Annotated in this window: 18 protein-coding genes; 2 read left to right on the top strand and 16 right to left on the bottom strand. The window is 52.4% G+C overall.

Annotated elements, in window-relative coordinates:
• The first annotated feature begins 46 nt into the window (after positions 1-46).
• Entirely contained in the window at positions 47-526 is a 480-nt protein-coding gene (locus IB286_RS12425) for an Lrp/AsnC family transcriptional regulator (RefSeq protein ID WP_190766022.1), read from the top strand.
• Positions 527-531: 5 nt separating this feature from the next.
• A complete protein-coding gene (locus IB286_RS12420; RefSeq protein WP_190766020.1) occupies positions 532-2130 on the top strand; it encodes a GMC family oxidoreductase in 1599 nt (532 codons plus the stop codon).
• Between the two features lie 28 nt (positions 2131-2158).
• On the opposite strand, the gene queC is transcribed toward IB286_RS12420, so the two are convergent.
• The 16 genes from queC to IB286_RS12340 form a co-directional block, all read right to left on the bottom strand.
• Positions 2159-2833 (bottom strand): 7-cyano-7-deazaguanine synthase QueC, encoded by a 675-nt coding sequence (gene queC / locus IB286_RS12415; RefSeq protein ID WP_190766018.1) that lies wholly within the window; start codon positions 2831-2833, stop codon positions 2159-2161.
• Between the two features lie 31 nt (positions 2834-2864).
• Positions 2865-3512, bottom strand: a complete 648-nt coding sequence (gene queE, locus IB286_RS12410) for a 7-carboxy-7-deazaguanine synthase QueE (RefSeq protein WP_190766016.1) — start codon at positions 3510-3512, stop codon at positions 2865-2867.
• Between the two features lie 98 nt (positions 3513-3610).
• A complete protein-coding gene (ybgF, locus tag IB286_RS12405; RefSeq protein WP_190766014.1) occupies positions 3611-4381 on the bottom strand; it encodes a tol-pal system protein YbgF in 771 nt (256 codons plus the stop codon).
• A 14-nt stretch (positions 4382-4395) separates the two neighbouring features.
• Complete coding sequence (locus IB286_RS12400; protein ID WP_190766012.1) at positions 4396-4902, bottom strand: OmpA family protein; 507 nt, start codon at positions 4900-4902, stop codon at positions 4396-4398.
• Between the two features lie 84 nt (positions 4903-4986).
• Positions 4987-6294, bottom strand: a complete 1308-nt coding sequence (tolB, locus tag IB286_RS12395) for a Tol-Pal system beta propeller repeat protein TolB (protein ID WP_223826361.1) — start codon at positions 6292-6294, stop codon at positions 4987-4989.
• 11 nt (positions 6295-6305) lie between these two features.
• Positions 6306-7022 (bottom strand): cell envelope integrity protein TolA, encoded by a 717-nt coding sequence (locus IB286_RS12390; protein ID WP_190766010.1) that lies wholly within the window; start codon positions 7020-7022, stop codon positions 6306-6308.
• 2 nt (positions 7023-7024) lie between these two features.
• A complete protein-coding gene (gene tolR / locus IB286_RS12385; RefSeq protein WP_190766008.1) occupies positions 7025-7459 on the bottom strand; it encodes a protein TolR in 435 nt (144 codons plus the stop codon).
• 40 nt (positions 7460-7499) lie between these two features.
• A complete protein-coding gene (gene tolQ / locus IB286_RS12380; protein WP_190766006.1) occupies positions 7500-8171 on the bottom strand; it encodes a protein TolQ in 672 nt (223 codons plus the stop codon).
• A gap of 43 nt (positions 8172-8214) precedes the next feature.
• Positions 8215-8664: a tol-pal system-associated acyl-CoA thioesterase gene (ybgC, locus tag IB286_RS12375; RefSeq protein ID WP_190766004.1), complete on the bottom strand. Its 450-nt coding sequence runs from the start codon at positions 8662-8664 to the stop codon at positions 8215-8217.
• Positions 8657-9721, bottom strand: a complete 1065-nt coding sequence (ruvB, locus tag IB286_RS12370; RefSeq protein WP_190766002.1) for a Holliday junction branch migration DNA helicase RuvB — start codon at positions 9719-9721, stop codon at positions 8657-8659. The genes ybgC and ruvB overlap by 8 nt, the downstream gene beginning before the upstream one ends.
• Before the next feature lie 114 nt (positions 9722-9835).
• Positions 9836-10435, bottom strand: a complete 600-nt coding sequence (gene ruvA / locus IB286_RS12365) for a Holliday junction branch migration protein RuvA (protein WP_190766001.1) — start codon at positions 10433-10435, stop codon at positions 9836-9838.
• Positions 10436-10499: 64 nt separating this feature from the next.
• Positions 10500-11030: a crossover junction endodeoxyribonuclease RuvC gene (gene ruvC / locus IB286_RS12360; RefSeq protein ID WP_190765999.1), complete on the bottom strand. Its 531-nt coding sequence runs from the start codon at positions 11028-11030 to the stop codon at positions 10500-10502.
• Positions 11031-11104: 74 nt separating this feature from the next.
• A complete protein-coding gene (locus IB286_RS12355; protein WP_190765997.1) occupies positions 11105-11854 on the bottom strand; it encodes a YebC/PmpR family DNA-binding transcriptional regulator in 750 nt (249 codons plus the stop codon).
• A gap of 3 nt (positions 11855-11857) precedes the next feature.
• Complete coding sequence (gene aspS, locus IB286_RS12350) at positions 11858-13669, bottom strand: aspartate--tRNA ligase (protein WP_190765996.1); 1812 nt, start codon at positions 13667-13669, stop codon at positions 11858-11860.
• A gap of 32 nt (positions 13670-13701) precedes the next feature.
• On the bottom strand, positions 13702-13947 hold the full coding sequence (locus tag IB286_RS12345) for an FmdB family zinc ribbon protein (RefSeq protein WP_190765994.1): 246 nt from the start codon (positions 13945-13947) through the stop codon (positions 13702-13704).
• A gap of 178 nt (positions 13948-14125) precedes the next feature.
• Complete coding sequence (locus IB286_RS12340) at positions 14126-14590, bottom strand: HU family DNA-binding protein (protein ID WP_190765992.1); 465 nt, start codon at positions 14588-14590, stop codon at positions 14126-14128.
• Positions 14591-14823 lie beyond the last annotated feature (233 nt).

The following is a 14823-nucleotide window of genomic DNA, read 5'->3' as shown; positions in this document are numbered from 1 at the left end:
TAAAAGGCGTATATTTTAAAAAATATAGACTATTTAAAATTATAAAATGAATAAAATAGACCTAACAAAACAAGACCTGCAAATCCTCGACCTTCTGCAGCGCGATGCCGGCAAGACCAGCGGCGAGATAGCCGACACCCTAAATATGTCGCAATCCCCCTGCTGGCGACGGATCAATAAAATTGAACAGGCCGGTATTATCCGCAAGAAAGTGGCCCTGCTCGACCGGGAAAAACTGGGCATGGAGCTGGTGGTATTCACTACCGTTAACCTCACCCAAGTCGGGCGTAAAAACCTCGAAGCCTTTGAAGCAGCAATGCGAACCCTGCCAGAAGTGGTAGAGTGCTATACCATGGCCGGGGTGTGGGATTACATGCTCAAAATCGTGGCGAAGGATATTCGCCACTACGAAGTGTTTGTAAGGGAAAAGCTACTCGCACTAGAAATGATCGGCGAAAGTCATTCCCATATTTCAGTAACCGAAATTAAAAACACCACCGAATTACCGCTGGATACACAACTCTAATAAATATGAACAACGCATCTTTTTCCGGTTTCGATACCATTATTATCGGCGCAGGCAGTGCTGGCTGTGTCTTGGCGAATCGACTCTCAGCCGACCCCAGCCGCAAGGTATTGTTATTGGAAGCAGGCGGTAACGATAACTGGCACTGGTTTCACATTCCCATTGGCTATCTGTTTGCCATGGGCAATCCCAAAGCGGACTGGTGCTATGAATTAGAGCCGCAAGCGGGCTTAAATGGCCGCACGCTACCCTACCCTCGCGGCAAAGTGCTCGGTGGTTGCAGCGCGATTAATGGCATGATTTATATGCGCGGACAGGCCGCCGATTACGACAATTGGCAACAGCCCGGCTGGAGCTGGAACGAGGTGCTACCGCGCTTTAAAAAGTCTGAAAATTATTTTGACGGCGCCTCTGAGTTTCACGGTGCAGATGGCGAATTACGAGTGGAACAACAGCGCCTGAGCTGGCCGATACTCGATGCCTGGAAAGCCGCCTGTGTGGAGTACGGCATTCCTGAAACGACTGACTTTAATACCGGCAATAATCATGGCGTGGGCTTATTCCATGTTAACCAGATCAAGGGCCGCCGCTGCTCGGCCAAACGCGCCTTTCTTAATCCTATTATGCAACGGGACAACCTGACGATTGCCACCGGCGTGCTGGTAGACAAATTAGTTTGGGATGGCGAACAAGCCCGTGGCATAGACATCATTTATCGCGGGCAAAAACAGCGGATTGAAACAGACGGCCAAATTATTCTTGCCGCTGGCGCGGTAGCCACACCGGCAATTTTGCAACGCAGTGGCATCGGCCCGGAAACACCCCTGCGCGATGCTGGCGTCCTGTGTCGTAAAAAACTCGACGGCGTGGGCGCTAATCTGCAGGATCACCTGCAAGTGCGGGTGCAATTTCGGGTAGAAAACGCCACCACCCTAAACTGCATGAATGGCAGTCTTTTGGGCAAGGCCAAAATGGGTTGGCAGTATCTCACCCAACAATCCGGCCCGCTCTCGATGGCACCCAGCCAACTTGGCGCATTTTTCAAATCTTCCGATGATATCGACATGCCCGATCTGGAATACCATGTGCAACCGATGAGCGCCGACAAACTCGGCACCACCTTGCACCCCTTTCCCGGTATTACTGCCAGTATCTGCCACTTGCGTCCTAGCTCTCGCGGCCGGGTCGATATTCGCAGTGCCAAGCCGACAGATGCCCCCATTATTGATCCGCGCTATTTAAGCACCGAGGAAGATCGACGCATCGCCGCCAGAGCCATTGAGATCACCCGAGAGATTGCTGCGCAAACGGCGGCAAAAAAATTCAATCCAGTAGAAATCAAACCCGGCCCGGAATTCGCGACACAAAGCGCCTTAGAAAAAGCGGCGGGTGATATTGCCACCACCATTTTTCACCCGAGCTGCACCTGCAAAATGGGCGACGATAGCGATGAAATGGCGGTGGTCGATGCTAATTTGAAAGTGCGAGAGTTCGACAATTTGTATATCGCCGATGCCTCAGTCATGCCCAATATCACCAGCGGCAATACCCATGCGCCGGCAGTGATGATTGCGGAGACCTTAGCGGAGAAATTGTGCTCTTAAGCTAGGACTGCCGTTAAATGCTAAAACCTTAGCTGAAATACGGCGTAGGGTCAGCCACACCAGCGGCCGCAAAACCTTCTTTGCGCAGATAACAACTATCGCAATGTCCACAGGCGCGGCCCTGCTCATCGGCCTGATAACAGGAAACCGTGAGGCCGTAATCAACGCCGAGCTTGGTTCCAGTCTGAATAATTTCGGCCTTGCTGAGTTTGATCAGGGGGCTGTGAATATGCAGCTTGTGGCCCTCGACACCTGCTTTCGTAGCAAGGTTGGCGAGCTGCTCAAAGGCTTCAATAAATGCGGGGCGACAATCGGGATAGCCAGAATAATCCACCGCATTTACACCGATAAAAATATCATCGGCGTTCAACACTTCCGCCCAACCCAAGGCAATCGATAAAAACACGGTATTGCGGGCGGGAACGTAGGTTACCGGAATCCCTTCGCCGCCGTGCTCTGGCACATCTATCGCCGCATCGGTCAGCGCCGAGCCGCCAATACTGCGCAAATTCAGTTCGATAATTTTAAATTCGCGGGCACCGCCGGCTTCAGCAACACGCTTCGCCGCCACCAACTCCGCCCGATGGCGCTGCCCGTAATCAAAAGCCAAGGCATAACATTCATAACCTTGGCTCACGGCCTGTGCTAATACGGTGGCACTATCCAAACCACCCGATACCAGAACTACGGCTTTCTTACTCACGCGCTACCCTTTCTTGCTATCAATTAAAACATTAGTGCCCGGCGGCATCATTCCACAACAGCTTGTGCAACTGCAGCTGGAAGCGTACCGGCAGATTATCTTCAATAATCCAGTTGGCTAATTCAGTGGCATTTTGTTGCTCAAAACTCGGCGAAAACAGCACTTCACCTACTCGATCTGCAAGTTGATGCTGATCCACTTGAAACCGCGCCCAGTCATAATCCTGGCGACTGCAAATCACAAATTTGAGCTGATCTTTCTGCTGCAGCAGCGGCAGATTTTCCATACGGTTGCGATGCTGTTCTGCCGAATCTGGCGTTTTTAAATCCATCACGATGGAAACCCGCTCATCAACTCCGTCTACCGGCATAGCGCCACTGGTTTCAAGCGACACCGCATAACCCTGATCGCAGAGCGCGGTTAATAAAGGCAAACAATCTGGTTGCGCCAGCGGTTCACCACCGGTGACACAAATCTGGCGAGGCCGATATTGAGCAACCTCTGCAAGAATAGCATCAAGCTCCATTTTTTGGCCGCCGTGGAAGGCATATTCCGTGTCGCAGTACTGACAGCGCAACGGGCAGCCGGTTAACCGAACAAATACCGTAGGCTGACCAATACTGCGGCTCTCGCCCTGCAGCGAGTAAAAGATTTCAGTAATGCGCAGACTTGGATTCATAGATGGGAACTGGCTAAAAAATAACGGCGGCAAGCGCTATTCGCACCCACCGCCGCAAAGTTTATCAAGGTCATCAGGACGACGTAAAAACGCCCTGATTAAAAGTTTTTACGCAAAAACTCTCGGGATTTTTTCACCGCCGAACTACCGGAATTACCGTAGCGATCAATCACGTGAGTCAGCATATCCTGCGCACGCTGCTTATCGCCCTGAGTAAAGTATACCGTAGCCAGTTTATACATGGCGGCGGGAACTTTGTGATTATCAGGGTATTCAGTCAGCAAACGCTGGAAAGCCTGAACCGCTGAGTCCAGCTCCTGCGGCTGCACGGCAACATACAGCTCGCCCAACCAATACCAGGCATTTGGCGTGTAATCACCCGTTGGATAATCCTTCACATACTGCTTGAAGGCTTCAATTGCCTTGGGGTAATCACGAGCGCCCACCAGCGCATACGCGCGGGCGTAATCACTGGAGGCATTACCGGTGCCGGGATTAGCGGTATTGCGGTTAACCGCCAGATCTTCACCTGTTGTTCCAGCCGTATTCGCTGAGGCTATGGCCTCACCAGAGAGGCCGGCATCGGGCTCAGATGTTGCAGCCGTACCTAGGCTACCGATACGCCGATCTAACTCGATATAGCGATCCATAGACTGCTGCTTGAGCTTGTAGATTTCATTGCCCTGCTGCTCGATGATGCCCCGCAGGTCCATCACTTCACGGCGTAGCTGCTGAATTTGCTCAAACATGGTGCTGTCGGCACCGGCGGAAACCTGAAAGCTGCGACTGTCGGTCTGGGCAAGGCTGACATTGCTGGCCAAAAGGCCAGCAAGCAACGCTGCAGACGAAACAGCGGTTTTAATAGACATACAATAACCTGTAATTATTTAAGCTCAACACGACGGTTTTTAGCGTGAGATGACTCGGAAGAACCGTAGTCTGCACGACGCTCTTCACCGTAGCTTACCGTTTCAATACGGTAGCGGGGAATGCCGTTCATAACCATGTAGTCTGCCACAACCTGCGCACGACGCTCGCCCAGTGCCATATTGTACTCACGGGTGCCGCGCTCGTCGGTGTTGCCTTCCAAACGAATCACGCCTTTGGTGTTGCGCAGCGCTTGAATTTGCGCGTTCAGATCCTGACGAGCCTGAACTGACAGAGTGGCTTCGTCAAAATCAAAGTAGAAGACGGTTTTCAGAACCACGGTGGGCTCGTCAATTTCCATTTCATCGCCACCTTGAGCATTGCTGCCACCCATGGTGTCGCTGTAGGTGTAGCTAGAATCCGCGCCGTTTTGCGCTTCATCTTCAGTCTCGGTAGACGCACAACCTACCAGCATCAAACTGGCCATAGTCAGAGTTAAAAGAAACTTCTTGCTGTTTTCCATAGTAAATCCCCCTTGGAGGTTTTTGGGTTTGAGTCAGTAAGTGGCCGGCCGTTTCAAACCCCAGAACGTCCGAACCAAAAATCTTTAATCCAGAAATGGCGACCACGCCGGCTCTCTAACATCGCCATACTGAGAGGGCAGCCGGTAGGTTACGCCCCCATCTACAGAAACGGCCGCCAGTATACCCTTGCCCCGATAACTAGTCGCGTACAATAGCATAGTCGCATTGGGCGCAACGCTAGGAGATTCGTCAAGTGAGGTGGTAGTTAGTACTTCCATTTTACGGCGCTTAGTATCGTAAATAGCAATGTGATAATCACCCTGATTACGGTGCACCAAAATCAGTCCTAAATCGTCTGGTAGCACTCGGGCTCGGGCATTGTAATCACCCTCAAAGGTCAGGCGTTGCAACTGCTGGCCATCCAGTGCTACCGAGTAAATTTGTGGTTTGCCGCCGCGATCCGAGGTAAAGACAATCGACTTGCCATCGCCCAACCACGCCGGTTCAGTATCAATCGCAAAATGGTCAGTTAAACGATCGAGCTGGCGACTAGCCAAATCCATCACATAGATATCGGGACTGCCGTCTTTAGAAAGCACCATTGCCAATTTACGACCATCTGGAGAGAACGTTGGCGAGCCATTTAGACCGGGGTAATTGGTCAGTTGTTCACGTTGGCCGGTTTCCAGATTGTGCAAGTAAATTGCCGGACGGGTGGTCTCAAAGGAAACATAGGCGATACGCTTGCCTTCAGGCGACCAGGTTGGCGACATAATGGGCTGGTTTTGATCCAGTAACACCACCTCATTGGCACCGTCGATATCACTTTTAATCAAGCGGAAGCGCGGCTTATCGGTATCGCGAGTAGACGACACATAGAGCAGCTCGGTGCGGAAAGCGCCGCGAATATTGGTTAGCTTTTCATAAATGCGATCGCTGATGGTGTGCGCGAGATAGCGCGCTTTACTAAAGCTGGCGATATCAGTGGCGGTGAAAATCACCCGCTGGGTGTTTACGTCCATCAATTCATAACTGGCCGAAAGACCATTACTGCCATTCAGGCCCAGCTTGCCCACCAAAATATAATCAACGCCAAGGCTCTTCCAATCTCCGTAATACACTTCGCGGGAAGAATCGGGACGGCTAATCATATCTTCGCGCGGAATCGGCGCAAACTGGCCACTGCGGTGCAGATCGCGCTCAACAATGCGTGCAATATCCTCGGGCACAGTGAAACCGGCCTGCCAACTAAACGGCACAATAGCGATGGGTAGCGGATCATCATTGCCACGATTTATTTCAATGGTCAGGTCGGCCGCCGCGCTGAGTTGACTGATCAACATCACTAGCGCAAACATCATTCCCTGTAGTAAACGTGTCGTTAAACGCATGTTTATTTGTCTTACCTTCTCAAATCTTGTGGATTAAATTTGAACTGAAAGCGGCGAAACTTTCGCTCATAAAGGCTGGTATTGGTTTCCGCCAGCTCGGCCAGTTCCTCAATGCGACCCAAGCGCGATACCGCTCGCAATACCGAGAGATCAAACGCGGTATCGCCACTGCTCTCAACAATATATTGGTTAATCACTTCACCACTGGGTACGGTTTCAATCGCCACCACCGCCACCATGCCATTGCGCGCCTTCGGCGGCCGCGACCAGTTATTGGTTACCAGTGCAGCGATTAACTCACCAAAGGTGATTTCCTGTTGCGCATCCGCTTCCGCATTTTTCTCTTCGGTATTCAGCGCTTCCGCCAATTCCTGCTGCTGTTCCTGGCGCAGTTTTTCTTCTAACTGCCGCAGTTTTTCCGCTTCCTGTTTCGCTTTTTCTTCCTTACTCGGTTCCTTCGGTTTCGGCTCAGCTTGCTTGGCTTTGACCTCAGGTTTCGGAACAGGTTTCGGTGTCGGCTTGGGCTGCGGCTTTGGCACCGGTTTTGGCTTGGGCTTAATCACCGGTTGCGGGCGCGGCTTTTCATCAAATACCAGCTTGGCGTTAATAATGGTGCGCTCAGGCTGTAGATCAAAGCGGCGCTCATCACCGGGCAGGCCGACCAGCAATAACACCAGTAGCATCCCGTGAAGAGCAAGCGTTGCCAACGCAGGCAGAAAAAATTGCACGATTATTTTCCGCCAGCCGGTTCTTCTGTAATCAAACCAATCGACTGCGCGCCCGCTTGCTGTAAAACCGCCATAGCCTGCACAACCCGGCCATAATCCACGGCGGTATCGCCTCTAACCATAATCGGTGTTTTGGGCTTGCGGCGCAGAATCTTACTGAGCTTGTCGCCAATTTCTTCCAAGGCAATAGGCTCGCCCTGTTTTTGGGGATCACCCAAACTCAGGTAATAGCGGCCCTGCTTGTCCACCGACACCACAATGGGATCATCATCTTTTTGTGGCACGGGCTCGGTGCGGGCCTCAGGCAAATCAACTTGTACGCCCTGCACCAGCAGCGGCGCGGTCACCATAAAAACAATCAGCAGTACCAGCATGACATCGATATAGGGAACGACATTGATATCTGACATCGGCTTACGACGGTTGCGGCGACTCATCGGGTTACACTCCCGAAATTTATAATGCGCATCTTCAGCCTCAGTTCACATGCACCTGACGGTGCAGAATGCTGTAGAACTCTTCGGCAAAAGTTTCATATTTGCCGGCAAAGCTATCGAGTTTAGAGGAGAAGCGGTTATAGCTAACTACGGCTGGAATAGCGGCAATCAAGCCCATTGCGGTGGCCACCAAGGCCTCAGAAATACCCGGCGCAACGGTCGCCAATGTCGCCTGTTGCACTTGGCCCAAACCGTGGAAGGAGCCCATGATGCCCCAAACTGTACCCAGCAGACCGACATAAGGGCTGGTAGAGCCCACGGTAGCCAAAAATGGCAGGCTGTGTTCCATCTGCTCTTCTTCACGGGAGAGAGCCACGCGCATGGCGCGCTGACAACCTTCCATTACTGCATCGGCATCCATATTGCGATTCGCTAGGCGAGCAAACTCTTTGTAGCCAGCGCGAAAGATACTTTCCAAGCCCATGGCTTTACGCTTGCCGCCGCCACTTTCATAGAGGTTTTTCAGGTCGGAACCCGACCAAAATTTATCTTCAAATTTTTGCAGCTCAGACTTGGCGGTACTGAAATACATCATCCGCTGGATAATCATGAACCAAGACACGATAGAGGCCAGCACCAATACCGCCATAATGCCCTGCACAAATATGCTGGCCTGCAGCACTAGCTCTATTACAGACAGATCTCCGCCCACACTTCACCCCTGAAAATTTAAAACACAAAAACATAAAAACGGCTTATTTTAGCCGCGATAAAACTTTGTATAACTCGGCCGGAACGCGTGTGGCGCGCAAGGTTTTGGCATTTGCACACGCCACCTTTACCTCACCCTCACACAACAATTGCTCATCTCGCCAAATTTTTTGTTCAAAAACCAAACTGGCTTTACGCAACTCAATCAACTTTGCGCTTACTGTTAGCTGGTCATCCAAGCGCGCCGGGCTGCGATATTTTGCCTGAACATCACTCACAACAAATATCGCGCCGCTGTCTTCTGCCGTTTTTTCAGCACGCTCTTGGGCTCCGCCTAAAGCTGCCTTCCCAAAACCCAACTGGCGCATAAATTCCGTACGCGCCCGCTCCATGAATTTTAGATAGTTAACATAATAGACAATGCCACCCGCATCGGTATCTTCGATATAGACGCGGATGGCTAACTTAAATTCCGCGCCCATTGGCTCAATCATTAATATTACCTAAAAAGTCAGCCTGCTCTGGGGCACTGCTGCTCAAATCTCGAGGCATTACCCGGTCGAAATGCCGATACGCACTGGCAGTGACCATGCGCCCGCGCGGCGTGCGAATAATAAAGCCCTGCTGAATCAGATAAGGCTCGAGCACATCTTCAATAGTGCCGCGTTCTTCGCTGATCGCGGCGGCCAAGCTGTCGATACCCACTGGCCCACCGTCAAATTTCTCGATCATGGCCAACAGCAAACGGCGATCCAGATGATCAAAACCCGAACTGTCGACATTAAGCATGGTCAGCGCTTGGTCGGCCACTTCAGCCGTCACCCGGCCATCGGCCTTCACCTCGGCGTAATCTCGCACCCGCCGCAATAGGCGGTTGGCAATACGGGGGGTTCCCCGTGAACGCAGGGCAATTTCACGGGCACCGGCCTCATCCATCTCCATGCCGAGAATATTCGCCGCCCGACTCACGATGGTGGCCAGATCTGGTACGCCATAAAACTCCAAACGCTGCACAATGCCAAAGCGATCACGCAGCGGCGAGGTCAAAAGACCGGCGCGAGTGGTGGCACCCACGAGGGTAAAGGGGGGTAAATCCAGTTTGATGGAGCGCGCGGCGGGACCTTCACCAATCATAATATCCAGCTGGAAATCTTCCATCGCCGGATACAGCACTTCTTCTATATGTGGACTGAGACGGTGAATCTCGTCGATAAAAAGCACATCGCCGGGTTCAAGATTGGTCATCAAAGCGGCGAGGTCGCCGGCTTTTTCCAGTACCGGGCCAGAGGTGGTGCGCAGGGTTACGCCCATTTCATTGGCGAGAATATTGGCAAGCGTGGTTTTGCCCAAACCTGGCGGGCCAAAAATCAGGGTGTGATCGAGAGGTTCGTCGCGACCGCGAGCGGCGCGAACAAAAATATCCATCTGCTCCCGTACCGCCTGCTGCCCAATATAGTCAGCGAGCGATTTGGGGCGGATCGCCCGATCAAACCGTTCCTCGCTGCCACCACTGGGCGATTCCGGCGCCACTAGGCGGTCTACCTCAATCATTCTGCTACCCTGATGCCTCCTGAGTTACGCGGCCTATTTGACCATGAGTCACAACACAAATCATTAGCGGGCGGAAGATTTTGTCTATGGGGCACGCTTTTCGGCCGCGCTTACTCAGCGAATCATGCTTTTTAAGGCAGCGCGGATCAGTGCTTCGCTACTGAGGCTGTCTTTTTCAGGGATGGCAGCAATGGCTTTAGCCGCTTCCTGCGGTTTATAGCCCAGTGCCACCAAGGCAGATTCGGCCTCACCGGCGGCATCGACCGGCATTGAAGCCGATGCTCCGGTACTCGCAGACGCCGGCAATGCCCAATCTTTGAGGCGGTCACGCATTTCAATAATCAAACGCTCGGCGGTTTTCTTGCCCACCCCCGGCAATTTAACGAGGGCGGCGGTATCGTCTTCCAGCACGCAGCGCACAAACTCATCGCTTTCGATACCCGACATAATGGTCAGCGCCAATTTCGGGCCCACACCATTTACTTTAATTAAATCGCGAAAAAGCTGGCGAGACTGGGGATCGGCAAAGCCGAATAACTGCTGGGCATCCTCGCGAACAATAAACTGGGTGTATAAGCTGACCTCTTCACCCAGCGCTGGCAGGTTATAAAACGCCGTCATCGGCACAAAAACCTCGTAGCCGACGCCGCCAACATCCAACAGGATTTCCGGCGCCTGTTTCTCAAGAATTTTGCCACGCAGACGACCGATCATGCTGTTATTTCCTTTTCGCTTTTATGTTTGACTATTTTTTGAGGTGGAGAGAAACCGGAAAGACTTAGCGCAACCGCCCTCGCCGCAGCCGGCCCACATCCAACTGTTCGCCCGCCACCATATTATCTAACCCCTGCCGGGCATTGGCATGACAGATTGCCGCAGCAAGCGCATCGGCCGCATCTTCCTGTGGCGCGGCAGGCAATTTCAACAAAATTTTGACCATATGCTGAATTTGTTCTTTATTGGCCGCCCCGGTGCCAACCACCGCTTTTTTAATTTGCCTGGCGGTGTACTCGGCCACCGGAATATCACGACCGACGCAGGCGACTACAGCCGCTCCGCGTGCTTGACCGAGCTTCAGCGCCGAACCGGCACTTTTGGCCATAAACACTTCTTCGACCGCCGCCAATGTGGGCTGGTATTCGTCGATAATAAGATTGAGACTGCGATAAATTTCCGCAAGGCGCTCAGGCAGCGGCCCTTTAGGTAGGCGAATCACTCCGCTACTTATATAGCGATGGCGATGACCGGCAACCTCGATAAGGCCAAAACCGGTTTTCTGTGAACCTGGGTCAATTCCAAGGATAATCATGCCGCGCCCTTTGTTACTCCACGCTTATTATGCACAAAGCGAGCGCAGCCTGCTTACTTCAAAAAGGGAAGAAATTATTCCGCCAACTCAGCCAGAACGGCCTCGGGAATATCGGCATTGGTGTAGACATTCTGAACATCGTCCAGATCTTCCAGCATATCCACCAAGCCCAATAGGGTTTCAGCCCCGGATTTATCCAGCTCAACAGTGGTTGCCGGCTGCATAATCACCTCGGCCGAGTCCGGCACAAAGCCCGCCTCTTGCAGCGCATCGCGCACTGCCATGAAATCTTCAAAAGGGGTGAGCACATCAATGCTACCGTCATCATGACTGACAACATCTTCCGCGCCCGCCTCAAGTGCCGCTTCTATTACGGCGTCCTCATCAAGACCGGGAGCGAAACAAATTTGTCCCTTGCGGGAAAACAGATAGGCGACTGAACCGTCGGTGCCGAGATTGCCACCGCGCTTGGAAAAGGCATGGCGCACATCACCCACTGTGCGGTTGCGATTATCGGTCATACATTCAACCAAAACCGCAATACCGCCCGCGCCGTAACCTTCGTAGGTGATTTCGTCGTAGTTTTCACCTTCGGCATTGCCGGCACCACGGGCGATGGCTTTGTCGATAGTGTCGCGTTTCATATTCGCGCCTAGAGCTTTATCGACCGCCGCCCGCAAGCGCGGATTATCTTCTGGCAATGGCCCACCGGCTTTGGCGGCCACCACCAGTTCGCGGATCAGCTTGGTGAATACCTTACCCCGCTTGGCATCCTGTGCCGCCTTGCGGTGTTTGATATTCGCCCATTTGCTGTGCCCCGCCACAATTTATTCCCCGGCGTTTTGCGCGGCTTTTTTCTCCAGCTCTTTTTGAGCTTCCGTCTTGCGCAGACGAATATTCAGCTCGTTTAGCTGGCGAGTTTCCACCACGCCCGGCGCGTCCGTCATCAAACATGCTGCCGTTTGGGTTTTCGGGAAGGCGATAACATCACGAATTGAGCTGGCGCCGGTCATCAACATAATCAGGCGATCCAGACCAAAAGCCAGCCCCGCATGTGGAGGCGCACCGTACTTCAGTGCATCCAGCAGGAAGCCGAATTTTTCGCGGGCTTCATCATCGCCAATACCCAGCACTTCAAATACCGCTTGCTGCATATCCGGCTGGTGAATACGCACCGAGCCACCACCCAATTCAGTGCCGTTTAGCACCATATCGTAGGCGATAGACAGGGCCTCACCCGGATTGGCTGCCAACTCTGCTGGCGTACAAGCCGGACGAGTGAAAGGATGGTGTAGCGAAGTCCAGTTACCTTCGCTATCTTCTTCAAACATGGGGAAGTCGACAACCCACAGTGGCGCCCACTCGCAGGTGTACAGATCAAGATCCTCACCCAGCTTGCAGCGCAGCGCACCCAGCGCCTCGTTAACCACTTTAGTGGAATCGGCACCGAAGAAAATCAAATCGCCATTTTCGGCCGCCACACGTTCCAGAATGGCTGCGCGAACTGACTCAGGCAGGAATTTAACAATGGGCGATTGCAGGCCGTTTTCCAGATCAGACTTATCGTTGACCTTGATGTAGGCCAGACCTTTCGCACCGTAAATGCCGACAAATTTCGTGTAATCGTCGATTTGCTTGCGGCTGAGTTTGTCGTTGCCGCCGGGCACTTTCAATGCAGCCACACGACCTTTGGGGTCTTTAGCTGGGCCGGAGAACACCTTAAATTCCACTTCGGCCATCAAATCGCCAACATCGCACAGCTCCAACGGAATACGCAGGTCTGGCTTGTCGGAACCATAACGGCTCATGGCTTCCGAGAACGGCATGTGCGGGAAGTCGCCCAAATCAACATCGCGCACTTCTTTGAGCAGATTGCGAATCATATTTTCCGCAACCTGCATCACCGCCTTGTCATCCATAAAGGAGGTTTCAATATCGATCTGAGTAAATTCGGGCTGGCGATCAGCGCGCAAGTCTTCGTCGCGGAAACACTTGGCGATTTGGTAATAGCGATCGAAGCCAGACACCATCAATAGCTGCTTAAACAATTGGGGCGACTGAGGCAACGCAAAAAACTTGCCGTCGTGAGTACGGCTGGGCACCAAATAGTCGCGGGCACCCTCTGGGGTAGCACGAGTCAGAATTGGCGTTTCAATATCCAGAAAGCCCTGCTCGTCTAAATAACGACGCAGTACCGAGGTCACTTTGGCGCGCAGACGCAGCTTGTCGGCAATTTGTGGGCGGCGCAGATCCAGATAACGGTAATGCAGGCGCACGTCTTCGCCCACTTCAACATGAGAGTCCAATTGGAATGGCGGAGTTTCTGCGGCGTTCAGGATTTCAATTTCCTTACCCAGCACCTCAATTTGACCGGTTTTCATATTGGGGTTTACGGTTGCCGCATCTCGCGCACGCACCCGGCCACGGATTTTCAGCACATATTCACCGCGCACCCGATCCGCCGCTTTGAAGTGATCGCCGGTATCCGGATCGAACACCACTTGCACAATACCTTCGCGGTCCCGCATGTCGAGGAAGATAACCCCGCCGTGGTCACGGCGACGATCTACCCAACCGCATACGGTGACGTCCTGATCGATATGTTCGCTGCCCAATAGGCCGCAGTAATGGCTTCGCATGGTTTTTTCCCAATAAATCGCTGTAATGTTAATTAGTCGGCAGAAGAGCTGCTGGAACCTGAACCGCTATCGCCGGCCAGATTTTTCTTGGTACCGCTGGATTTAAAATCTGTCTCGTACCAACCGCCACCTTTAAGGCGAAAACCCGCCGCCGAAATCTGTTTTTCCAGACTTGGCTTATTGCAGGCCGGGCAATCCACCAGTACGGGATCGCTCATTTTTTGCAGTTTTTCCAGGGTGTGACCGCAGTCTTTACACGCATATTCGTAGATTGGCATCGGTAATTCTCAATACAAATCAGACAATGTCTTGCCGAACCCGAGGCAGTATTGCCAAACCGGGACTAAAAAGGAGCGGGATTATAACGCAAACCGGCGCCAGCATTAAATCGGTTTGAGGGGGAAGCAGAAACGAAAACGGGCGCCGAAGCGCCCGTCAGTCGGTCAGAAGACCAGATTACGATGCGAAGTCTTTCAGCTTTTTCAGCGGACGAACTTTAACCGCTACGCTGGCAGGCTTGGCTTTGAACATGGTTTCTTCGCCAGTGAAGGGGTTGATACCCTTGCGAGCTTTAACAGCAGGCTTCTTCACAGTGGTGATTTTCATCAGGCCGGGAACGGTGAACTCACCCACAGCGCGTTTCTTGATGCTGCGTTCGATCAGGGCTTCCAGCTCAACAAAGACATCGCCCACTTGCTTGCGAGTCAGCTGGGTGTTTTCAGCGATCTCGGTCAGCATTTGAGTCTTGGTCATTTTTTCAGTGATGGCTGTAGTTTTGCGTGCAGGTGCTTTAGCAGCTGCAGCTTTAGGTGCTGCTTTTGCCTTAGGAGCCGCTTTAGCTTTTGGAGCCGCCTTTGCCTTGGGTGCCGCTTTGGCTTTTGGAGCAGCTTTTTTCTTTGGTGCAGCTTTTTTGATTGCCATAGGGTTAATTTCACCTCATGAGTTAATAGCTATATTTTTGTAAGTAGTTTCGCTGGCACCTAACGCTAATTACCACCTATGCTTCAATGCCTGCGCATACATATAGTCGATTAAACACTGCTATACAAGAGCAAAACACGCGACATTGGAAAAAAATCGCCCAAAAAGCGGGAAATTACGACGATTTGAAACAATTCCCCCGATCGCGCGTTTTTTGGCCGAAAAAAATCTCC

This window comes from Spongiibacter pelagi (genome assembly GCF_014705705.1).
Taxonomy (GTDB): Bacteria; Pseudomonadota; Gammaproteobacteria; order Pseudomonadales; family Spongiibacteraceae; genus Spongiibacter; species Spongiibacter pelagi.
The sequence above is the reverse complement of the archived record's forward strand: the minus strand, read 5'-3'. Positions and strand labels throughout refer to the sequence as shown.

What these genes read in the sequence shown, in the direction of transcription:
- ybgF (WP_190766014.1), bottom strand. Translation starts at nt 4,381, where the DNA reads ATGTCTATTAAAACCGCTGTTTCGTCTGCAGCGTTGCTTGCTGGCCTT.
- tolR (WP_190766008.1), bottom strand. Translation starts at nt 7,459, where the DNA reads ATGAGTCGCCGCAACCGTCGTAAGCCGATGTCAGATATCAATGTCGTT.
- IB286_RS12400 (WP_190766012.1), bottom strand. Translation starts at nt 4,902, where the DNA reads ATGGAAAACAGCAAGAAGTTTCTTTTAACTCTGACTATGGCCAGTTTG.
- IB286_RS12345 (WP_190765994.1), bottom strand. Translation starts at nt 13,947, where the DNA reads ATGCCAATCTACGAATATGCGTGTAAAGACTGCGGTCACACCCTGGAA.
- ruvB (WP_190766002.1), bottom strand. Translation starts at nt 9,721, where the DNA reads ATGATTGAGGTAGACCGCCTAGTGGCGCCGGAATCGCCCAGTGGTGGC.
- queE (WP_190766016.1), bottom strand. Translation starts at nt 3,512, where the DNA reads ATGAATCCAAGTCTGCGCATTACTGAAATCTTTTACTCGCTGCAGGGC.
- tolB (WP_223826361.1), bottom strand. Translation starts at nt 6,294, where the DNA reads ATGCGTTTAACGACACGTTTACTACAGGGAATGATGTTTGCGCTAGTG.
- ruvC (WP_190765999.1), bottom strand. Translation starts at nt 11,030, where the DNA reads ATGATTATCCTTGGAATTGACCCAGGTTCACAGAAAACCGGTTTTGGC.
- IB286_RS12420 (WP_190766020.1), top strand. Translation starts at nt 532, where the DNA reads ATGAACAACGCATCTTTTTCCGGTTTCGATACCATTATTATCGGCGCA.
- IB286_RS12425 (WP_190766022.1), top strand. Translation starts at nt 47, where the DNA reads ATGAATAAAATAGACCTAACAAAACAAGACCTGCAAATCCTCGACCTT.
- IB286_RS12340 (WP_190765992.1), bottom strand. Translation starts at nt 14,590, where the DNA reads ATGGCAATCAAAAAAGCTGCACCAAAGAAAAAAGCTGCTCCAAAAGCC.
- aspS (WP_190765996.1), bottom strand. Translation starts at nt 13,669, where the DNA reads ATGCGAAGCCATTACTGCGGCCTATTGGGCAGCGAACATATCGATCAG.
- ybgC (WP_190766004.1), bottom strand. Translation starts at nt 8,664, where the DNA reads ATGATTGAGCCAATGGGCGCGGAATTTAAGTTAGCCATCCGCGTCTAT.
- ruvA (WP_190766001.1), bottom strand. Translation starts at nt 10,435, where the DNA reads ATGATCGGTCGTCTGCGTGGCAAAATTCTTGAGAAACAGGCGCCGGAA.